Here is a 22,298-nt window from a genome sequence, read left to right on the forward strand (position 1 = left end):
ACCGGATGAACAAAGCCTTTAAGTTTCGAATCTATCCAAATGAATCTCAAAAGACTTTAATCCATATGACTCTAGGCCATAATCGCTTTCTCTGGAATAAGATGTTAGAAGATAAACAGAAACAGTATGAACTCACTAAAAACATCCTTCATCCCACACCTGCACAATATAAAGATGCTTATCCATTTCTAAAAGACATAGACTCTTTATCTCTAGCCAATACGCAACTCAATCTAGAAAAAGCTTTTAAACAATTCTTCAATCATAAACAAGACTTTCCTAAATTTCATTCTAAGAAACAAGACTATGGTTATACGACCAATCTTGTTAACAATAATATCGTTCTATTGAAAGGTTATATCAAACTACCTAAACTCGGTGAAGTAAAGATCAAACAACATAGATCTATACCTAGTGATATGACTTTAAAGAACGTAACTGTTTCTAAGAGTAGTACAGGTAAGTATTATGTCTCTATTCTATATGAATACCAAAAAGAGATTAAGAAAAAAGATGTAAAAGAATCGATTGGATTAGATTTCTCCATGACTCATTTCTATATCGATCATGAAGGATTTAAATTGGATTATCCTAAAGACATCCAAACAGACTTCAATAAACTCAGAGTCCTTCAAAGAAGTTTATCTAGAAGAATCAAGGGTTCTAGTAACTATCATCAGAAAGTATTAGAAATCGCCTTATTACATGAAAGAATCAGACATAAAAGAGATGACTTTTTACATAAACTATCTAACGCGATAACCAAGCGTTATGATTTGGTGAGTGTCGAAGGATTGAATCTTAAAGATATGTCTCAAACAAGTCCATATTACGCTAAGCAAATATCACGGTTTGGTTGGACTAGGTTTATATCATTCTTGAAGTACAAGTTAGAAACACAAGGTAAGACTTTGATGGTGATGGACGAGTGGTATCCATCGTCAAAGACATGTAGCTGTTGTGGGGACATCAAAACAGATTTGAAGTTATCTGAGAGAGTCTATCATTGTTCAAATTGTGAGTTACATTTGGATAGAGATCATAACGCAGCGATCAATATCAACAAAGAAGGGTTTAGAAAGTATAAGTTAGCTTTTCAGTTATAAATGAATAAGAACCGTAGGGACTACGGGGATAGCCTATTGAGTCACTGGCGGGTACGCTGGTATGGATAGGAAGCCCCCACTTCTATTTAAGTGGTGGGTAGTTCACCTGTTATAAAAGACTTTTGCCATCGAATGATTAGTCGTCAATATTCCATTTTTGACTTCAAATATCTTAAGTAATATACGTCAAATTTAGATGGTTTTATATAGTTAGATATGATAATATTAAAATATATACCAATGATTAACTAAAAAATGATTATTCCACTTACTAAAAAATGAATATAAATATCCGATGATTTGAAAAATGAGTAAAGACGATTTTACCAATAAGATGTCGTACAGAAGTTTGGAGGATTGACCATTCATGAAAAAGCATTATGTAGTGTTTATACTTTTATTTTCCATTATGATGTCAAGCTGTTCTAAGATAGTTAATTTCTCAAAAGATGATTTAGTAACCGATACACAGCGTATAGAATTGATGATTTATAATGAATCAATAACTGGTGTTACGGTTAAGGTGATTGAAGAAGTAAATCTATCGTCATTCATAGATGATTTCCTTCAATTGAATATAAAGACTACATTTGGGGCACCTGGAACGCTCGATGGATATGCCATCAAGATTATCTATCACAACGGTGATTACCACCTAATCTCTAAATATCATATGGAGTATCGTAATGGAGATGATAAACTCATAAGAGAAGATAGAATATCTCTAGATGTCGATATATTTGATAACATAATGATCAAATATTCAGCTGACGGAAGTAGCACCAACTAGGAAGAATGATTAAGGTTACCATATTTTTTATGCGAAATGACGGTTTATAACCAATCAAATCGTATGATGAATAGGAGAAAATAAGTTTATGAAAATGACAACAAAATCAACAAATGATGGTTTTTTTCTCGATGACATCACTGGTATTTTTGGTATAGATTATAAAATCGAGTTAAATGAGGCATATGATTATCAATCAAATTTACTCATCCATTTTAAGACAATAAGTAATGGCGATTTAAGAATCAAATTTTATAATGTTACAGATTTCAATCTAAAATATATTGGCGGTCGTTTTAATTGTTTGTCTAGTGTTCAGATTACAAAGCACAATAGCTATGAAAAAGAACATCAATTCCATGTTGATGATTATGAAAATGGTATGATTGGCTTTTATTGTGAATCCTATGAAGAAGTATTCGACAAATCTTGAAATCCAGTATGAATATAGAGTAATGAATTTCACGTAATTGTGTACACTTTAAGGTATTAAAAGCAAAATGAAGTAAGTGAGGAAAAAATGAAGCTAGAAAAAATTAAAAAGTTATCAAAGTTATTATTACCTTATGCTTTGATCTTGCTCGCAATGAATAGCGATTATTTCATTAAGGACGTAATCATTCAAATCATATTCAATTGTTCACTTATAATAATCGTGATAATTTTAACAATAAAAGAAATAAAATGACTATTTCACATAACGAGTATTGAACAGGGAGTGAGAAATGATATGACGAATTCGGATAGTAAAATGAGAAAAATAAGACAAATAGCTTTTATACCTTTAGTTGGACCCTACACAGCTGCAACCATTCTATATTTTAATCGATACAAGTTAGAAAAATACTCTGAAAAAAGATTTAATTTATTGCTTATTTTGTTAGCCATAGTTCTTGCAGTTGTAAATATGATTAGACTTTGGTTGTTACAAATCTATAATTTATTATGGCTGATTAATGGATCAACATTTATTATTAGTAGCATTCTTTGGTTTTTTTGGTTTACAGTTTCGGCTAAAGACGTCACATTCAAAAAGATAGAATAAAGAAACAAAATATCGGTATTAACATTTGTGAAATCCTATTGAGTTATTTATACATTCGTATCAGCGCATTGTTATTTCTACTGTTAAAAGAGGAGTAATCGGTGCAGGATTTGAATTTTCATTTCATCCAATAAACAAAACAAGTGAACCTTTTAAACAAAATGAATGTTGGGTATTATGATAGTCCTAAAGTGAGTGTACCATTTAGTGCTGAGAAGATATTTATTATGACTCAGTATCCTTTACTAGAAAAAGGACTGCTTAATTAAAATTTTAAAAGGAAATGAAGGAGAAAAAATGGCGTTTTCATATTACGAATATTTTAATAACTTATTTATCCTACCATTGGTAATGTGTGCAATTTCAGTAGTAGTCATACTAGGTATGATAATTTACTCTTTAAATTTAAAGACACCTTTAACTATTAAATTTAAGTTTGACTTTTCAATTTCAGTAATTATTTGTATTATATTGCTTATAGTATTCGCTCCATCGTTAAGATATGGTGTGAAGATGTTAAATGATAATAAAAATAGCGCAATTATAATCGATGGGGAAATCGAAGAGATTGAAAAAGTTACATTTTCACCACGCTACATGCATAAAGATAGAGTAGTATTTGCAAAAATGATAACGATTAATGGTGAAAAATACTATTGTATGACAGTTGGTGATTTAGCTGTGGGTGATTATGTTAAAGCTTCGTATTTAAAAAACAGTAGATTAATAATTAAAATTGATTTTTATGGTGTTAATCAATGATTGTGGAATAACAAGAGGATTTTGGAACGATTTTGAAGAGACATACTTAAATGGATGATGAGGTTTTTCGATTAAAGAAAAGGAGAAAGCATGAGTCCAATTGATAGAATCAAAAAAGAATATTACGCAACATTAGTCATAGATTTATTCGTTTTAATTGTATCATTCATGGCAATGGTATGGTCACTTATCGACGATTTTGAAGTACCAAATTATGACATTGAAGCAATGATACGTGTTTTCTTCCTTCCGTTCACATGTTTCTTTGTAATAGTTGTATTTACAAATTTTCTCGTAAAACTATTAAAAGACTTTAAACAAATACGTTCAAATAATTATAAACAACTGGTTGGAAGAGTTGTTGGGTTTGCTAAAAACCAAACAGAAACAGGTGACCAGATTAATAATTTTCCAAAGATTTATATAAGAGAAACTAAAAAAACAATAGAACTCCATGTTAATGATCATGTTAATTTAAATCAAGAATATACTTTTTTGTATCTAGAACACACGAGAATCGGAGCTGTGAAGTGTGGAGAGATTGATGATAAGTAATAATGAAATATGGAATTTGATAAATCCATAGAAAGAGGACCATATGGGAGCATGGGGTACAGGATTATATTCAGATGACGTCGCACAAGATGTTAAATTTTTATACAAAGAATTATTAATGGTAGGATTATCAAATGAAGAGCGACCAAAAAACTAATCAAGGATAGTCAATGGCTGATCAATGATATGTATGATGGCCCTGTGTTTTGGTTTGTTTTAGCGGATACACAATGGAAATTAGGTAGATTACTCCCTGAAGTTAAAGAAAAAGCAGTGAAATACATTCAAGACGGCGAACATCTAAAAATGTGGTCTGAAGAAAATCCTAAATTAGGATTAAAGAGAAAAGAAGTCTTGGATAAATTAATGAATCAACTGAACTCTCCAATGCCAGAAAAGAAGAAGATATCTCCTTACAAATACTACCGAAATGCTTGGAAGTTGGGCGATACATATGCATACCAGTTAAATGGAGATTTCGCTAAAGAAAACGGTCTTGATGGTAGGTATATTATCATTCATAAAATCGGTGATCATGATTTTAATAAAGGAATGGATAAGGATGTTTTTCCAATTATTCATATGAAAATCACACCAGATAAGAATCTTCCGAAGAATGTCAATGAAATAGAAGCGTGTGAATATATCAGACTTAATCGGAACAGTAACGATAAAAAGTTTGACTATACCTCTTATCTTTGGGAAACATCAAGTAGATTTTTTAACAAATTGATATATGTTGGTAATTATTCTATTACACCACCTACTTATGAGTGTACAACGAGATATTATGGAATTCTATTTACCACTCTATCTAAAAAAAGAGAAGATATCCTTTTAAGGTATTACATTAGTAATAAGGATTATCAATTTAAGTAGTTCTTTCTATTAAAAGTGCTACAGGCTGGTATGTTTGGTGGGTAATTGATAGTAAAGGTAATCAAGGTTTATTGATTACGGCCGGTTCTGGAATAGGTTCTCCATCAGTAAGTGTCACATGGTCTCCATTTTTCTCGTGGAGAAAAACAATTTACGATCTGAGTGGATTAAGCATCGTAGCTGGTGGTTCAATTGATTTAGGGCTTAGTGGTGGTGTTGAACTCATGTTTGATAAAAACGGACCACTTGGAATAACATTAAATTTAGGTCTTGGAATTTCAGGAGCTGAAGGGCACCTACATGGATGTGTTACAGCTTTAATACCAATTAGGAAAAACTATCGTGCGTCGCGTTCAGATATAAATAGAATAATAAATTCAATTAGAAGTTTTATTCAGACAATTTATATTTAAATTTCCTTATCAGGAGGACATTAAAATGATTAGAATCAGTCAATATAGTGTAACAAATATACGAATGTTGTTTGTAATCATATTCTCCCCAATTATAGCAATCGCTAATTTTCTACCTAATGTACAAGAAGCGTGGAACTTTATAGTTTATCTGCAAATATTAGTATCAGGATGGGGTATATGGGTGTTAATTATTATTTTAAAAGGAAGTCGAAGAAAGATTATATTCACATCAAATAATATTCATATTACGGATTTATTTCATGCTACAAAAGAATTTACTTGGACACAAATAAATGGAATCGAGTATAATTATCGATATATTATAAAAAGGTATAAAATAGCGTTTGATAAAAATTATGACTTTCTCTTTGAAGCAAATGACAAAACTATTAAGAAAATTATTGAGATTTGTCCAGTTTTAGAAGTAAAAAATCAATTTAAAACGATGATAAGTTAGCAATTATCGTCTTATTAACTAATTTTTTTCTCGGTAGGTGGAATTATTGCCATGATATGCTTAAAATCTGACTGGAAACTCGATGGTTGGATTACCATATAGGAGGCTTTATATGAGTAAAATCACAGTGTTAAGAAATAAATGCACTAATACAATAAACGATGAGATATTGTTATCTATTGATAATAAAAAAATTGATGATATTAACGACATAACAATAGACAATGGATTACATAGATTTGAAATCTCACAATTCCATTTTTACAATAACAAGTTTTTCTTTTTTGCAGCCTTATTAACGTTGTTTGACTTACTAATAAATACAGTTGATGCAGGATATTTACCCAGAAGATGGGGAAAATATGCTAAGCTCGAATTTGAATTGAACGTTACTGATGATGTTACGCTATCAATTGAAATGAAACGTGTAAGGAAAAACATCATATGTGATCAATATTTCTTTGAAACTAATAATTTATGTGGTTTCAATGTTGTAACCTATGAGGAAAGAAGTATTTTTACAGTATTAGGCGCTATTACATTTTGGGTCACGATTTGTACCTTGTTAACATTTATAGTACTGATATGTTTCTAAAATCAATAAGTAATATTTAAATAGTTGATATTACAACCCCGAAATAAGCAGATTCATAAGTAGTGATGGTTATTTTTGTCAACAAGGCGATATTCTAACAACTAATATGTATGCTTATAGGGTAAACAATCCAATCACTAATATTGATATGAGCGGTTTAGCACCTGCTAAAACTTACATAGGTGGTTCCGCATGGATACAAATAGCTAAAATGTGTTTTGGACAATATTCTTCTGTAGCTATGGTGCATTTGCTTCTTTGGGGTCTAAGTCTGATAAGAACTGGTGTGTTATCTACATTAGGAGCTGCTATCATTGCGATAGGTATAGCACTTTTAATTATTTCTGTTGTTTGGAATATACCACAGATTGCAGCAGCTATTTATTACACAATAAAGGATGGTGGATTTAAGTTGAAGACACATTATTGGATTGTCGTTTTGGTATACAGTGGAGGATTTGTATTAATATGACTAAAGAAAAGAGAAATCAGGGAATTCTAATTATAATGGCATTGTCATTTTCGGTGTTTGGTTATATTATTACTGATAAAATGGGAATGGGCTGGAGTAATGCTCCATTTCTGTTTACAATCCTTATGATTAGTTCAGCGTTAATTATTGTTTCTTCTAATCCTATATATAAATACTTATGTGAAATAAGCTATAAAAAAAGAACAATCATAATTGCAATCATCGTGTTCATAATAAGCATAATCTCAATAGTCTTACATGTTGTTTTCTTTATCCAATATGCGAGTTAAAAAGTGCTTTTAATACCTTAAAGTGGACACGATAAGTGAGAATTTCTTACTTTGAGTAATACATTTGATCAGGTTTTTGATAATCGATTGAACTATGGATTCTATTTTGATTATAAAACCCTTTAACATATTCAAATATAAATATATAAAATGTCAATTAAAATAATAATTATAAACCTAAAAAAACATTAAAACGGCTTAGTTAAGCCGTTTCATTCGTCTTGGTGGAGATGAGGGAGTTGAACCACCAAATAAGTATAGCTTTCTTTTCTTTTTTATAGATTGTATAATTATAAAATGAAACCATGTCGTTATACAAATGAAAAATAAGATATGAAATTAGATATAAGCCTATGATATAATTATTATAAGTATAATATTTAGGGGTGGATTTCATGAAGAATAAATTTGTGTACTTAATTGGATTATTCATTTGTTTTTTTGTGATTTTATATAGTGCAATTTTTGCTTCTAGTGGATTTGATATAACATCTTTTACCACCTATAACTTAATAGATTATCCAATAATTTATATCATTTCATTTAATCTACTGATTATATACCCTCTGTACTATCATAAAAATAATTTTTTTGAAGTGGTTTTTTCCACTGTGCTTTTATTCAATTTAATAATTAATTATACTTTGATTGCATCTTTTAGTCATATTGGTATTGGTGACTATTTTTTTCCTATTTTAATGAATTCACAAAATATTATTACTGCCTTAACATTTAATATAATCATTGCATTATTCATAGCCGTCATACTCCTAATTATGAAATTCAAAGATAGAAAATACTATTTGATTGTCCATGTTTTATTTTTAATCATATTGAGTATTATTCACCTTTTATGGTTTTTAGGAGTTAAATACGAGAGTATTAACACACCAAATTTATTTGAACCTAGACCATTTGACTTCATTTATCAATTGCTTATTTTATTAAAGGGAGGTTATCTTTTCATTTCTTCAGTTGTTATTCTATATGTATTTTTTAATAGTATAATAAGTAAAATGCAAAAAATAGTAAACATAGACCTTACAAAACTATCTAAAATTCTTGTTTGGTTTTTCTTTGGTTTTTTTGGAATTGAAAGATTATTTGAAAAAACTAATAAGTGGATCTTTCATTTCCAAATACTATCTGCAGCACTCATGATTGGATATTATTTTACAATGAATACTATGTATTTTAATATAAGATTAAATATGTTATTTTTTGTAGTTTTTATTGTTTCAGGGATTTTAAAAATTCTAGTTTCTGTATATAGTTTGGTAAGTATATTAAAAAATAAAAAATTTTAGACTTATTGTTCTATCATTCGTCAAACAATAAGTCTTTTTATTTGTATTTTAACAGATCAAAAATAAAAGACCCTAATGGGGCCTAGTATTTAATACATATCACCTGATAAGATAATCAGTTAATATGAATGTTGTGCCTGTTGGTGGAGATGAGGGGAGTTATTAATAATAAATATACATTTTTCTAGTGTAATTAAAACGGCTTATGTAAGCCGTTTTATATTTTTATTGTTTAAAATGCATAGTTTAGTAGACATATGAAATAAGAGTATTTAAGGGCGTTTTAAGGGTGAGTTTTTCAATCTAAAACAATTATCTCATAATTTGAATCTAGATAGTGATTTATTGTTTCATAGTGCATAACTATGGAAACTTTACCAATTACTACAGTATTGTCATCAATCAATCTATTCAGTGTAACGAATGTAATGTTATCAGGATCATCATCATCTTTAGCAAATTTAAGAACTTGATTGTCAATGTTGATAATTCTTATATAAGGTTCTGATTTATACATTACAAGACAAATATCATTATTTTTGATTTTTGCAGTGGTATCGACAAATACAATATCATTTCTTGTTATCTTTTTGTTTAACATTGTGTCATCTTTGACTTGAAAAACGATGTAAGGATTGAAATCCTTTCTAACATTAATAGATGGATACTGATCTCTTATATACCCATTTGATATTGATTTGTATACATGAACTACCTGATTAATATCATTGAAGTGAATCATGTCACCAATTTGGAAATTATCCAAAATATAAACATCAGTTCCTAATATATAATCCGCAGATACTCCGTAAAAATTGGCAAGATTGGTTAAGTTTGTTTGATTAAGTCCGAATATCCCAGACTCTATTTTTGACAACGTTCCAATATCTATTAATGTTTCAAGGCTTACATCATGTAATGTGAGCATATTCTCTTTCCTAAGCAATTTTAGCTTTTCACCAGGGGTCATAATATCACCAACTTAAGTATACTAAAAATTTGTAGTTATTACAATAATTCTAATAAAATTTAGGTGAAATCACAATATATTTGTAAAAAATCCAAAAATGTTGTTGAATTGTTTTTTTCTATGTAGTAAAATATATGTGAATATTTGGAGTAATTACAAAAAAAAGGAGGATACCCAAATGAAAAAAAGAAGTACAGGTTTAAATTTGGATTACATTAGAGGATGTTTAGCACAAAGTAGAATTAGTCAGAAACAATTAGCTAAGTTTTTGAACAAATCAGAAAATTCTATTAATGCAGCATTAAATGGCAAAACACTATTCAGTAGTATTGAGATTAAAATGATGTCTGAACTGTTTGGTGTGAGTGTTGAATCGTTATTTGTTGATAATAAGGAAGGTTCAAAATGATTATTACAATTGATGATAGTTTCACAATTGAAATTGATGGAATTGGTAATCATACACTAATTGAATCTTTGCCAGTTCAAAGGGTTGATCGTAAGAATGATACGAGAAAAATTTATCATGGATACTACTCTAACATTGCAAATGCCTTAAAAAAATATGCAATGATTAAAGTATTGAGTGATTCAGAAAAAAGCACGATTGATAGATATATATCTTCATTCAATGAAATATTAAATTCTGCAATGAAAAAAATTCTAGCGGAAGTGAAGAAATGATTATCTTTTTATTTCATGACTTGTATGAATAGTATTCGTAAAAACAAAATGAAAGGAGGTTCATTATGTGGTTAAGACTGGGTATATTAAAATCTATCCGAAAGTTGTCGAAGAGACAAACTTATCTGGTAATGCATTGCTAATATTCTCGATAATTAGAGAGTTTACGCTGCATAGTAATGAAAAGCAATTCAACAATACATATTCATATTTTACTAATTGGTTGAATATTACCAGGCAACAAGTAGATAAGATATTGAATCAATTAATCAGTGAAAAGTTAGTTTCAAAGCAACGCAATGGAGTAAAGAGTATTCTATGCGCACTTGCAAGATCAGATGCATATATAGAACGTTCATTTCAATACAGACATCTTGCATCAAACCTTGATTTAGAACAGCTTAACGAAGATAAATATATTTGGGTAGAACCATATATGGTAAATGAATTTAATCTTTCCTCACACGAATTAATTTTATTTGCTTTAATATCTGGTTATTCTAGAAGTAATGAATATGCTTTTCAATCAAGTGATAACTATTATAGATCGTGGTTAACTGTACACACAAAAACCTATTATAAGACATTAAGGAGTCTTTTAAACAAGAAACTAATATATTATGGTAGTTCATCAAAAGATGATAATCGAAGAGTATATGTATCTTGTAAACACTTAGATTACTTTGTTAGTGAAAGAGCATTCAAAGAGTTGCCATTCTCAAAATAGATATGTAAAATAATTTCCAATATTTGGAATAAAGTTTACATATTAGACCATCAGTAAATAGGCTCCCCATAGGCCCTCCTATGCCCCATGGATAGGGTATAGATAGGGTATAGATAGGGTATCATATGAAAAAAGGTTACATGACAATGGAAAAATGTTTACATAAAATGTTACTTTTGTATAAGAAAAATGGAAATAAGTTTACACACTATATCTTTATAGCCTTTTAGAATCTTTGTTAGTACATCTTTTTATATTATGTGCTGGATAAATCCATCACCGTGTAAAAAAAGGATTTATAATTATTTAAATCTAAAAATCAAAACATAAAGAGGTAAATCGTGGTTAATAAAACAGGATACATCATATATCGAGTAAAATACGATCAATCATTATCCGTATTTGGATTTTGTGACAATCTTTTAAAAGTTAAAGAATGGGTTAGATTTTTAAAAAGAAGACATCATTCAAATTTCATATATTCGATATCGGATAAAAAAAGTTTCGTAAATGCAGAAAAATATCAACATACAAGGAGAAATAAAAATGCAAGCTGCAATTAATGTTTTAAATAACAACATCGAAGTAATCACATTATCAAAAAGAGACGTGTATCTAATGAATAATAAATATGAGTGGTCAGAAGAAAATCGTCCTTTGCACACTTTCAAAATTAATTTAGATTTACTTGCATATCGTGAAATGCACTATTTTAAAAATGACTCTGTAGTATTTGATTCAAGTATAACAGCTGAGAGTTTAAAAGCTGGAGATCATGTAGTATTGATTAACAAAAAAACTGGTTTTGTGAGTTTAAGAGAAGTTCGCATGGTAGCAGGTAGATTACAGTATTCATTTAGTGATTACTATGATCAGTTCTTAAGCGATAATACAATATCTATGAAAACAAAAAGATACGATTTGCTCGGTAAAATTGTTTATAGAATTTGGTCCGTGTCCAAATAGTATGTATTGAAAGTAATCAACAATCAGCTTTTGTTAGTTTAATCAACTATGATTATTTGATAATCGAAGAAAGAATAAAAATCTTATAGAGTTAGTGTACACACAATATGATTTATCATATTTGTGTTCACACTTCACACTATCTTACACGGCGGTTATATCATGCATTAATACATGTTGAAAATTAATGATAGTTCAAATAATCTCCGCCATTTTTCTTATATTGGCTTTGCTATCGTGTTTTAATTGAATCAATAATTATTTGCCCTTAAAAATGCCCTCATAAACATAGAAACGAGGTGATTTCATGGCAGTTTGTAAACGTGGTGATAAGTATTCATATCGAGTTTATGTATATGATCATGAACGTGGTAAAAATAGACAGATTGAGAAACGTGGATTTACAACACGAAAAGCAGCGAGACAAGCAGAAGTAGAATTCTTATCAAAGTATGAATTAACAAATAGTTTAAAAAAACATGAACTTAGTTTTAAAACGGTTTATGATTTCTATTTGTATCAAAAGAAAAAAGAATGGAAAGCAACCACATATTATGGTATTAAAAAGATATTGGATAAATGGCTACTTGAACCATTTAAAAATTTAGACTTCACAAAGATTACTAAATCGCACATTAACAAGTGGAGAAATGAATTAGACAATCATGGTTTTTCATCCAGGTATAAGAATAAGTTATTAACTAATCTCAAATCGATGTTTTCATTGGCCATGGATGAGTTTGATATTCAACATAATGTAGTCAAAAGTGAGCCATCTTTTAGAGATGATAAATTAAGCGTAGAATCTGGTATATATACTGAAGATGAATTTAAGATGTTTCAAAGTGTAATTAATGATAACCAATATAAGTTATTGTTTACGATGCTATTCTATACTGGTTTAAGAATTGGTGAAATCAGAGCATTAAAATGGAATGACATCGATACGGATAAAGGATCAATAGTAATCAATAAACAAATTAGCAATAAAACCTTTGATAGAAAACCAATACTAGTACAACCAAAAACTAAAAGTTCAAATCGTGAAGTATTCTATCCAAAGAAAGAGATTAATCCACTACTAGAGTTGAATGTATCGGTTTTGAGCGACTTTTATGGAAATAATAAATCCTTATTCGTCTTCGGTTATAAAAAGCCTCTATCGGAAACAACCATTAGAAGAAAGAACGAACATTATTCAAAGGCTGCATGTTTACATACTATTCGGATTCATGACTTTAGACATTCATATATAACCATGCTGTTTTATAAAAATGTCGATCCATTAACAACAAAAGATCAAGTCGGTCATTCATCAGTTAAAACGACTTTAGATATTTACACTAAGCTAGAAAAAGATACAAGAAAAAATAGAATCAATTCAGCTTTTGATGATGAATAAAGATAGAGTGTAAAAGCACTCTTTTTTATTTCTTAGATTCTAAATGTGATATCGAGTAGTATCAATAAATGACAATTATTTATGTTTTTTTGTGAAAAACTGTCTTTGTCAATAAATGATTATATATAATCATTATTTATACACAAAAAAATTTTTTCGGAAATATTTATCCATTAGAAAAGACATCAGAATTTCTATCATAAATACATAAGAACGATGTTATGGATTATAAATTAATGTGATGTTGTGCATCTAATCCATTATTATTGAACATACGAGAATAATTTAAACCAATAAAACGATAATTTAACTAATCTATCATGATTCAAACCCTATGTAATTGGATTGTGAACAATTTGTGATGCATCCTTATTATTTTATAATAAGTATTGCTATTCATTCGTGTATTCAAAATATGAAATTTGAGCAATAAAAAAACAACCTTGATGGTTGTCTATTTTGTAATAAATTGAAGTGTATCAATGTCAGGCAAAAAAATTATATTGATTCGATTTTGATTAATCATGCGGTGAAGTAAATTCTTCCCTTGATATTTATTATTCAAAGTCTTTCCATAACTCTCTATAAGTTTTGTTATAGCTTTCACTTGATCCATTTCTATATCATTTTTTTCTTTACCCTCATAAAATGAATAATAAAAAGTTAATGCGATAGAACTGTTATATAAATCAAACTTATCGAAAATAGTTTGAAAGTAAGAATAATCCTGTTCATTTAAAGAATGCCCAAAAAACATTATGTGGCTATACTTATTTTCCATAATGTCAAATTGATTTTTTTTAGAAGGCAACAGAAGTTGTTCTACCTTTTTGTATGTTTTACTAAATAAGTAACCGTGCTGATTATAATCAAATTTAGAACTATCAATACCAATTATTATCCTATTATGACTTAATTTGCCATGAACATAAGTTGTAACTGAATCATATGGTGATGGAGCATCAGTATAGTTAAATGATAAGACTCTAAAATTACTATGGATATCCAATCCTTGGCCAATAGTGGAAAAAAAGAAATCATATAATTTAATAGAATTATTCTTATATAATTCATTGTTCTCAGATTGAGCATATAAATATTCTTTAAAGTTGTCTTCAAACCTATGTACCTCTTTGTTGAGGAACCTCACCCATGAATCAGGACTTTCTGTTTTTTCTTGATCCAATAATGAGTAATAAATCATAGTCATCAGTATGAATTTATCTTTATCTAAAGCCGTTGTTAAAATGTCTTTATTGTTGATTAAGTGATCGTAACTATAAATTTCACGATTAAGTATTATTCTAAGATTTTCCCAGTAAGAATTAACTAATAGTCCATTAGAGTCTGATTTTTGATAAACAAGATGAAAGATGTACATTTCGACATCTGACCATAACGGATCTTTATCATAATAAGCATTCATTAATAGAATGTCAATTATATTCATACTGGACAAATTTTTTTTATTTGCAACAATAAAACCTCTAATACTTGAAGCTGATATTCTGCCGGTTAAAAATCCAAAATCAATTTTGTTAGTAATTGAACTTTCAAAGTAATCTTTAAAACTTGAATTGAGTTTGCATTTTTTATCAAATCCATTGCCAATAATTAAGAGTTTCATTACACGTTCTCCTTACGATTTCTAGAATAAGGGCAGATTTAAAGGGCAATACATTTATATACACAAAATGGCTCTATAGAGCCATGAAATTACTGGTGGAGATGAGGGGAGTCGAACCCCTGTGCATGATTTTTCCTGTGATACTTTCTACATGTTTAGTCAATCAGTTGTTTTCATCTAGCAATCATAGATTGACATATTATCACTAGACTAACCTTATTGATTCATTGAATTGCTTAAGGTGGCAACAATACAATATATCTTACTGTTTTGTGCCTTAGACTAAGTCGTAAGAAAACCTAGCGTTGGCTCGCACTTTTTCTTAAGCAGCGAATTGTAAATTTTGGTTTCCGGTTATTAATAACCTCGGTGTTTTTACTTGCACAACCAAGACATGCTTATATCACATTTAAAACCCTGACGAATCCAGAGAACATCCCCATGCGCAATCATTATATAAGAATTGGTTAAGTAAATCAAGAATAAATAACCAATCTATTTAGATTGTCTAAGTCTAGCTACCCTAGAATACTTTGGGTTATCACCATAGCGAACCAAATAATCACTCGCACTTTGGATATTACAACTGTTTCTCGCAACCAAAGGCATTACATAGCCTATATGGGATGCGACCAGGGTGGCTAACGTCACTAAAGAAGGCACATGTAAACCTGCCGATACCACAGCATTATTCATCGCGTTTTGGATGGATAAGGGTTTATTTTGAATGGTGTCACGTATTCTATCTAGCCATGCTTTTGAGTAAACAGTATCGATCAACTCCAGTGGTTGTGATCTGAAATAACTCGAAAGTAATGCGAAAAAGGCATATTCAAGGTGTTCATTAGTAGCAATCGAGAGCGTTTTGAGTATTGAGTCGGCATCGTTTAAATCCAAAAAGAAGTTTGCAATCCCTTGATCGACGATGTTACTTGAGTTTGCTTTTAAGCACCAATCAACCACTCTGGTGGAATCCAATGTGTTTGGATCAACAATCATGGTTGCTAATAACATGGTTTCATAGTAATTCAATTCGAACAACGCATCAGCCAATGCGTTGTTTTTTGGTAGTTTCGATGCGTATTGTCTCAAGTCACCCATTTTCACGCCGATGTATTGAAAAGGTTTAGGCTGTTTAGAAAGTCTTTTATATGTGCCTTCATCTATCAAGGTTAATAAGTCATTATATATTCGATTTAGTTCGGTCAAAGTATCACTCCTAACTAACCACATCATATCATAAAAACAATCGAAATCATTCAGGGAAGGATTGGATTTGTAAGGGGATCTATATAATTTTTTGTTTTTGGGTTGACAATGAAACACATTACTATATAATAGTATTGACTTAGGTTTATTATTGCTTAACCCGAAGTTTATATATACTAAACATTGGCGGAATGACTGACCTATCGGTTTATGGTTATTCTTGTTAATGAAAAACGGATAACGTCTTATTGGGGGTATTGTATGAAAAAATTGATTGAATTGAAAGGTATCACCAAGGCGTTTGGTGGTCAAGTGGTACTAAAGGGCATCGATTTGGACATCTATGAAAACGAATTTGTTACCCTCTTAGGTCCATCGGGTTGTGGAAAAACAACCACACTTCGCATCATTGGTGGGTTTGAAAAACCATCCTCCGGTGAAGTGCTATTTAATGGCGAATCTGTGGCGGATTTGCCGCCACATAAAAGACCAACCAATACGGTCTTTCAACGCTATGCATTGTTTCCCCATTTAGATGTGTATGAAAATGTTGCTTTTGGATTGAGATTGAAAAAAGAATATCAAAAGATGCCAGCTAAAGCGCGTGAAGCTTTGATCGAACAAAAGGTGTCTAAATACCTTCAAATGGTTGGTTTGGTTGGCTATGAAAACCGAAGTGTCCATAAGATGTCTGGGGGTCAACAACAAAGGGTCGCGATTGCGAGGGCTTTGATCAATGAACCTCAAGTATTGTTACTGGATGAACCACTCGCTGCACTCGATTTAAAACTCCGCCAGGAGATGCAATATGAGCTTAAAGAAATCCAACGCAATGCGGGTATTACTTTTATATTTGTTACCCATGACCAAGAAGAAGCGCTAACTATGAGCGACAAAATCGTGGTCATGAATGAGGGTGAAATCCTTCAAGTAGGCACACCAGAAGATATCTACAATGAACCTAGTAGCCGATTTGTCGCGGGTTTCATTGGCGAATCGAACATCATCGAAGGCATCATGAAAGACGACTATTTGGTTCACTTTGATGGTAAAGATTATGTTTGTGTTGACTATGGATTCAAAAAGAATGAAGTGGTCGACATTGTCTTAAGACCAGAGGATTTAGATATTGTCGAACCAGGCCAAGGTTTCATTGAAGGCATTGTAGATTCCATCATTTTCAAAGGTGTTCATTATGAGATTGATGTGAAAACACCAGAACGTATTTACACGATTCATACCATCAAGTACCACGCGGAAGGGTCACAGGTATCCATCGTATTCGACAAAGAAGATGTCCACGTGATGGAAAAATGGTAAGCATGAAAAAGGCGATACCACTGAAGAATAAACTCAGTTTAAGGGATTTAAACCTGATGGGGAGCCCTTATTATGTGGTTTTATTCTTCCTCATCCTCATTCCGCTCATATTGATATTGTTTTACGCGTTTTCAGAACGCGTTAATGACTTATTTATTTCCTTTTCATTTAACTATTTTAGACAGTTTTTAAACGAACCTGCCTTCATTAAAACAATGTTAGATTCCATTAAACTCGCGATTTATACCACATTGGTCACGTTATTTATTGGGTATCCAACCGCATATTTGATTACCAAATCGAATAAGAAAACACAAACATTACTGATTCTCATGATTACCGCACCGATGTGGGTCAATATGTTGTTAAGGACCCTCGCTTGGAAGCAAATCTTTGAAATGCTAAATGCATCCTTGTTAGGTACAGATATCGCTATCATTACTGGGATGGTGTATGTATTTTTACCATTCATGGTATTACCGATTTATACCGTTTTGTCCAAGATTGATCCAAAACTCTATGAAGCAGCCGATGATTTGGGTGCGAATAAGTTTCAAACATTTTTAAAAGTTACCTTACCATTATCGATTACAGGTGTCTTATCAGGCATCACGATGGTATTACTCCCAGCAGCAACCACGCTAGTCATCCCTAAATATTTGGGTAAAAACCGATATTTGATAGGCAATCTCATCGAAGACCGTTTCCTCACTGCAGGTAACTGGGGTTATGGTTCAGCCATCGCCATCATCCTATCTTTGGTCATCATGGCGATGGTCATCTTCACCAAGAAACTCGATCGAAATAAGGGGGCTAAAGAATGAAATCCCTTAAAAACTGGATATCCAAATCTTATATTGGGATCATCCTCGCGTTTTGTTACGCACCAATTTTTTCACTAATCATTTTCTCTTTTAATGAGAATAAGAGTTTGACCAATTGGGGTGGATTTTCACTCAAATGGTATGAAAAATTATTTGATTCGACCGATATCATGACAGCGGTCATTATGACCATTGTCATCGCGGTCCTCGCAACATTGATTTCAGTATTCATCGGAACCCTCGCAGCGATTTCACTGTCGAAATCGAAAAAGGTATTTAAAGATGTGATGCTTGGGGTCAATAACGTGCCTATCGTTAACCCAGAGATTGTCACTGCCGTGGGATTATTGTTACTATTTGTTTCATTCCAGATTGACCGTGGTTACACGACCATGTTGCTAGCCCATGTGGCGTTTTGTACCCCATATGTCGTGATTACGGTGTATCCAAAGGTTAAAAGTTTGGATCCTAATCTCGCGGAAGCAGCGAACGATTTGGGGGCAACCCCAGTTCAAGCTTTATGGTTGGTCGTGTTCCCACAAATCAAGGTCGCGATTTTCGCTGCAGCAGCCATCGCATTCACCATGAGTTTTGATGATTTCGTCATCTCGTACTTTACCGCTGGGTCGGCTACCAACATCAGCATCTACTTATATACATTAAGACGTGGGGTTGAACCCACCATCAATGCGTTATCTACCATCATCATCGTCATCATTGGCGTGGTGGTGACTTATCGATATTTGAAATCGAACCAAAACAACGAACAGGAGATTGAATAACATGAAAAAAACATTGGTTTTAGCATTACTCACGTTGGTGAGTGTGACATTGTCTGGTTGTGGTGTGGTCAGAAGCATCACCTGCATCAATAAAGAAAAACTCAACCTATTTAACTGGGGTGAATACATTGACCCAGCCATTTTAAGGGGATTTGAAGAAGAGCACAACGTCTGTGTGACGATGTCTACTTTCGCATCCAATGAATCGGCCATCACTAAAATGAAAACACAAGCGTTTGATTTGGTGATCCCTTCCGATTATGCCATTGAACAAATGGTACAAGAAGACCTCATTCAAACATTGGATTGGTCAAAGATTGAAAACTTCAATCCGAACACCGATTTAGCACCAGGGTTGGTATCTATATTAAATGCGCTTGATTTTGATTTACTCGATTATGGGGTCCCGTATTTTTGGGGGAATGTCGGTATTTTATACAACAAGGATGTCGTATCCCAAAGTGAACTTGAAGCCCAAGAATGGGATATATTCAAATCATCCTCCTATGAAATTGCGTTTTATGATTCAGCTCGAGATGGCTTCATGGTCGCGTTAAAGAGTTTAGGTTATTCGATGAATACATCGACTCAAACCGAACTTAATGAAGCGGAAAACTGGTTGATGGATTTGGCCAATAAAAACAATGTGGTCTTTTTAACCGATGAAATCCTCGATGACATGGTTTCACTCACCTACGATTTAGCCCTAACGTATTCAGGGGATGCCATCTATTTGATGAGTGAACAAGAAAAACTCGATTTCTTCGTACCAAACAGTGGGACAAACGTTTGGGTAGACGCGTTGGTCATTCCGAAGAATGCGAAAAATGTCGATTTGGCTTACGCATTCATCAATTATGTCCTCACAGCAGAATCAGCGACTCTCAACACCGAATATGTCATGTATTCCAGTCCAAGAAAAGATGTTTATGAAGCGATGATTTCGGAAAGCTCAGATTTCTACGAATACCGTAATGCATATAATGTTGTGATCCACACGAATGATGAAGTGTTCCGTTATGTACCAACGACCAAAGCATTCATTTCAGATGCTTGGGCGAGAATTCGTGCATTGTAATAGATAAAGCCTATAGGATGTCACTTTAGTGACGTCCTTTTTTATTAAAGAATTAAATAATTCCCTTTCTTATGGTAAAATGGAAAAGAATTGAGGTTTACTTATGCAAACAAGACACGAAATCAGAATCGAAACCATGACATTTTTATATCAACAAGACCTTCGTGGGGATATTGTTGTTGAACCATTTAAAGAATCCTATGATTTGTACCACGCGGTTTTAGCCCATTTAGCTGAAATTGACCAATTAATCAAAGATACCTTGGTCAACTACACCATTGAACGATTGTCCTTTGTTGACCGTGCCATCATTCGACTAGCTGTATATGAAATGATGTATACCGATACACCGAAACCAATCGTCATCAATGAAGCCATAAAACTCACCAAAGCTTACTCTAATTTAGAAGATGAAAAACAATCCGCTTTTACCAACCGCTTACTAGACAACATCTCCAAACGACTCGGGTGATACCATGCAAGACGTTAGATACCTAACGGTTTCCGCGTTAACCAAATACATTAAGCAAATCCTTGAAAACGATAAGCACTTAGGCCAAATCTATATCAAGGGTGAAATCTCGAATTTGACCAAACATAGCCGTGGTCATTTTTACTTTACGCTCAAAGACGAGTCCGCTCAAATTCGTGTGACGATGTTTTCAAACTACGTTAAGAATTTGGTGTTTAGTCCTAAAGATGGCGACAAAGTCAGACTCTTTGGTTCGATGAGCGTGTATGAAGCTGGTGGGTCTTACGCCATCAATGCATATACCATGGAACAAGATGGTATTGGCAGTTTGTATCTCGCTTATGAAAAGCTCAAAAGAGAACTACAAGACAAGGGCTATTTTGACGCCATAAGAAAAAAAACCATTCCAACTTATCCAAAAGCCATCGGGGTCATCACGTCACCAACCGGGGCAGCCATTCGAGACATCATTCATACCATTGAAAGACGTTATCCAACCACCAGACTTTATTTATACCCAGCCTTGGTTCAAGGCGAAGAAGCGAAATATTCGATTGAAAAACAAATCAAACAAGCCAACCAAGATGGCTTAGTCGATGTCCTCATTGTGGGTCGTGGCGGTGGGTCGATTGAAGACCTGTGGGCATTCAATGAAATGCCAGTCATCGAAGCGATTTATCGTTCAAAGATACCCATCATTTCAGCGGTTGGGCACGAAACAGATTTTACCTTGGCTGATTTTGTATCCGACTTAAGGGCACCGACCCCTACCGCAGCCGGTGAACTCGCTACCCCAAGCAAAGACAATTTATTAGAAACGGTCTTAGGGTATCAGCGCGGCTTACAAGTTTATATTCAAAAATACCTCGAACAACAAAAAACGACCCTCATTCATTTGGATGAACGCTTGATGGTGAACGGACCAGAAGCGCTCATCAAGCAATTGAAAGACCGGTACACGGTTTCGCAAGAAAACCTCAACAAAACCATGAATCAACTGCTGATGCATAAAAGAAATCAAGCACAGATGTTGGCTCAACTCGTCACATCGTTTGATGTGGTCGCTTTGGTCCAATACAAAAAAGAGAAAAATGCTTACTTGGTCAGTCAATTAGAGAGTCATTATGAACGCATAGTATCTAAAAAAGACGATCATTTTCAACGGTTATTACAAGCGTTGAAGCACCAAAATCCACTCACATTGATGGATAAAGGGTATACCTATACAACGAAAAATCAAAAACGCATCGAATCGATCGATGATATTGATATCAATGACACCATCGAAACCACACTCAAAGATGGAAAACTCACCTCCGTGGTGAAACACAAGGAGACACACACATGGAAATGACATTTGAACAAGCCATTCAAGCGTTAGAAAAAACCGTTAAAGCGCTTGAGAACAAGGACATCGCATTAGATGAAGCTGTCCGTCTATACAATGAAGGACTCAAGCTATCTAAAATTTGTTATGAATTATTAACAGCATCCGAAAAATTGGTGGTTAAAACCATCACGCCCAATGGTAGTGAGGATTTTAAACTAGAATAAGAGGTTTTT

At 32.4% G+C, this 22,298-nt stretch carries 26 protein-coding genes, 1 other RNA gene and 1 pseudogene; 24 read left to right on the forward strand and 4 right to left on the reverse strand.

Translation table 11 applies throughout. From position 1 onward, the window contains the following. Window positions 1–5 precede the first annotated feature (5 nt). From N7548_RS03635 to N7548_RS03685, 12 genes and pseudogenes are all read left to right on the forward strand, one after another. Entirely contained in the window at window positions 6–1,106 is a 1,101-nt protein-coding gene (locus N7548_RS03635; protein ID WP_263608069.1) for an RNA-guided endonuclease InsQ/TnpB family protein, read from the forward strand. Window positions 1,107–1,473: 367 nt separating this feature from the next. Beyond that, entirely contained in the window at window positions 1,474–1,896 is a 423-nt protein-coding gene (locus tag N7548_RS03640) for a hypothetical protein (protein ID WP_263608070.1), read from the forward strand. Window positions 1,897–1,984: 88 nt separating this feature from the next. Beyond that, a complete protein-coding gene (locus N7548_RS03645; protein WP_263608071.1) occupies window positions 1,985–2,329 on the forward strand; it encodes a PIM8 family immunity protein in 345 nt (114 codons plus the stop codon). 1,125 nt (window positions 2,330–3,454) lie between these two features. Then, window positions 3,455–3,703 (forward strand): hypothetical protein, encoded by a 249-nt coding sequence (locus tag N7548_RS03650; RefSeq protein ID WP_263608072.1) that lies wholly within the window; start codon window positions 3,455–3,457, stop codon window positions 3,701–3,703. Between the two features lie 90 nt (window positions 3,704–3,793). Further along, the gene (locus N7548_RS03655; RefSeq protein ID WP_263608073.1) at window positions 3,794–4,258 is read left to right on the forward strand and encodes a hypothetical protein; all 465 of its coding nucleotides are present in this window, start codon (window positions 3,794–3,796) and stop codon (window positions 4,256–4,258) included. Window positions 4,259–4,444: 186 nt separating this feature from the next. Further along, on the forward strand, window positions 4,445–5,137 hold the full coding sequence (locus tag N7548_RS03660) for a hypothetical protein (RefSeq protein ID WP_263608074.1): 693 nt from the start codon (window positions 4,445–4,447) through the stop codon (window positions 5,135–5,137). A gap of 71 nt (window positions 5,138–5,208) precedes the next feature. Then, window positions 5,209–5,550, forward strand: coding sequence for a hypothetical protein (locus N7548_RS03665; protein WP_263608075.1), 342 nt, complete (start codon window positions 5,209–5,211; stop codon window positions 5,548–5,550). 25 nt (window positions 5,551–5,575) lie between these two features. After that, entirely contained in the window at window positions 5,576–6,010 is a 435-nt protein-coding gene (locus N7548_RS03670; protein WP_263608076.1) for a hypothetical protein, read from the forward strand. Window positions 6,011–6,122: 112 nt separating this feature from the next. Then, the gene (locus tag N7548_RS03675; RefSeq protein WP_263608077.1) at window positions 6,123–6,605 is read left to right on the forward strand and encodes a hypothetical protein; all 483 of its coding nucleotides are present in this window, start codon (window positions 6,123–6,125) and stop codon (window positions 6,603–6,605) included. 40 nt (window positions 6,606–6,645) lie between these two features. Next, window positions 6,646–6,753 (forward strand): annotated as a pseudogene (locus N7548_RS08950) (RHS repeat-associated core domain-containing protein); the annotation flags it as partial. Then, the gene (locus tag N7548_RS03680) at window positions 6,754–7,077 is read left to right on the forward strand and encodes a hypothetical protein (RefSeq protein WP_263608078.1); all 324 of its coding nucleotides are present in this window, start codon (window positions 6,754–6,756) and stop codon (window positions 7,075–7,077) included. 685 nt (window positions 7,078–7,762) lie between these two features. Beyond that, entirely contained in the window at window positions 7,763–8,674 is a 912-nt protein-coding gene (locus tag N7548_RS03685; protein ID WP_263608079.1) for a hypothetical protein, read from the forward strand. Window positions 8,675–8,972: 298 nt separating this feature from the next. Here the strand turns inward: N7548_RS03685 and N7548_RS03690 are convergent, their stop codons facing one another. After that, window positions 8,973–9,644: a helix-turn-helix domain-containing protein gene (locus tag N7548_RS03690; protein WP_263608080.1), complete on the reverse strand. Its 672-nt coding sequence runs from the start codon at window positions 9,642–9,644 to the stop codon at window positions 8,973–8,975. A 178-nt stretch (window positions 9,645–9,822) separates the two neighbouring features. Here N7548_RS03690 and N7548_RS03695 point away from each other — a divergent pair, with 178 nt between their 5' ends. The 5 genes from N7548_RS03695 to N7548_RS03715 all read left to right on the forward strand — a co-directional run bounded on the left by N7548_RS03695 (window position 9,823) and on the right by N7548_RS03715 (window position 13,423). Further along, window positions 9,823–10,053 carry a helix-turn-helix transcriptional regulator gene (locus N7548_RS03695; RefSeq protein WP_263608081.1) on the forward strand — a complete coding sequence of 77 codons (231 nt, stop codon included), beginning with the start codon at window positions 9,823–9,825 and terminating at the stop codon, window positions 10,051–10,053. Next, entirely contained in the window at window positions 10,050–10,328 is a 279-nt protein-coding gene (locus tag N7548_RS03700) for a hypothetical protein (RefSeq protein WP_263608082.1), read from the forward strand. The genes N7548_RS03695 and N7548_RS03700 overlap by 4 nt, the downstream gene beginning before the upstream one ends. A gap of 67 nt (window positions 10,329–10,395) precedes the next feature. Further along, on the forward strand, window positions 10,396–11,055 hold the full coding sequence (locus tag N7548_RS03705) for a hypothetical protein (protein WP_263608083.1): 660 nt from the start codon (window positions 10,396–10,398) through the stop codon (window positions 11,053–11,055). Between the two features lie 546 nt (window positions 11,056–11,601). Then, the gene (locus N7548_RS03710; protein WP_263608084.1) at window positions 11,602–12,021 is read left to right on the forward strand and encodes a hypothetical protein; all 420 of its coding nucleotides are present in this window, start codon (window positions 11,602–11,604) and stop codon (window positions 12,019–12,021) included. Between the two features lie 307 nt (window positions 12,022–12,328). Beyond that, complete coding sequence (locus N7548_RS03715; RefSeq protein ID WP_263608085.1) at window positions 12,329–13,423, forward strand: site-specific integrase; 1,095 nt, start codon at window positions 12,329–12,331, stop codon at window positions 13,421–13,423. A gap of 454 nt (window positions 13,424–13,877) precedes the next feature. Here the strand turns inward: N7548_RS03715 and N7548_RS03720 are convergent, their stop codons facing one another. The 3 genes from N7548_RS03720 to N7548_RS03730 form a co-directional block, all read right to left on the reverse strand. Further along, window positions 13,878–15,050 (reverse strand): AbiH family protein, encoded by a 1,173-nt coding sequence (locus N7548_RS03720; protein WP_263608086.1) that lies wholly within the window; start codon window positions 15,048–15,050, stop codon window positions 13,878–13,880. A gap of 93 nt (window positions 15,051–15,143) precedes the next feature. Beyond that, window positions 15,144–15,491, reverse strand: a transfer-messenger RNA (tmRNA) gene (ssrA, locus tag N7548_RS03725). A gap of 54 nt (window positions 15,492–15,545) precedes the next feature. Beyond that, window positions 15,546–16,259: a DNA alkylation repair protein gene (locus tag N7548_RS03730; RefSeq protein ID WP_263608087.1), complete on the reverse strand. Its 714-nt coding sequence runs from the start codon at window positions 16,257–16,259 to the stop codon at window positions 15,546–15,548. A 261-nt stretch (window positions 16,260–16,520) separates the two neighbouring features. Between N7548_RS03730 and potA the strand changes: the two genes are divergently transcribed. From potA to xseB, 7 genes are all read left to right on the forward strand, one after another. Beyond that, window positions 16,521–17,579 carry a spermidine/putrescine ABC transporter ATP-binding protein gene (gene potA / locus N7548_RS03735; protein WP_263608088.1) on the forward strand — a complete coding sequence of 353 codons (1,059 nt, stop codon included), beginning with the start codon at window positions 16,521–16,523 and terminating at the stop codon, window positions 17,577–17,579. A gap of 2 nt (window positions 17,580–17,581) precedes the next feature. Continuing rightward, a complete protein-coding gene (locus N7548_RS03740; protein ID WP_263608089.1) occupies window positions 17,582–18,403 on the forward strand; it encodes an ABC transporter permease in 822 nt (273 codons plus the stop codon). Beyond that, window positions 18,400–19,185, forward strand: coding sequence for an ABC transporter permease (locus tag N7548_RS03745; protein WP_263608090.1), 786 nt, complete (start codon window positions 18,400–18,402; stop codon window positions 19,183–19,185). Before N7548_RS03740 ends, N7548_RS03745 begins: the two co-directional genes overlap by 4 nt. Before the next feature lies 1 nt (window position 19,186). Further along, window positions 19,187–20,263, forward strand: coding sequence for an ABC transporter substrate-binding protein (locus N7548_RS03750; protein WP_263608091.1), 1,077 nt, complete (start codon window positions 19,187–19,189; stop codon window positions 20,261–20,263). Window positions 20,264–20,366: 103 nt separating this feature from the next. Continuing rightward, entirely contained in the window at window positions 20,367–20,735 is a 369-nt protein-coding gene (gene nusB, locus N7548_RS03755) for a transcription antitermination factor NusB (RefSeq protein ID WP_263608092.1), read from the forward strand. Between the two features lie 4 nt (window positions 20,736–20,739). Beyond that, window positions 20,740–22,089, forward strand: coding sequence for an exodeoxyribonuclease VII large subunit (gene xseA / locus N7548_RS03760; protein WP_263608093.1), 1,350 nt, complete (start codon window positions 20,740–20,742; stop codon window positions 22,087–22,089). Further along, entirely contained in the window at window positions 22,080–22,289 is a 210-nt protein-coding gene (gene xseB, locus N7548_RS03765) for an exodeoxyribonuclease VII small subunit (RefSeq protein WP_263608094.1), read from the forward strand. The genes xseA and xseB overlap by 10 nt, the downstream gene beginning before the upstream one ends. Window positions 22,290–22,298 lie beyond the last annotated feature (9 nt).

It is taken from the genome of Paracholeplasma manati, assembly GCF_025742995.1.
Lineage (GTDB): Bacteria > Bacillota_I > Bacilli_A > Acholeplasmatales > UBA5453 > Paracholeplasma > Paracholeplasma manati.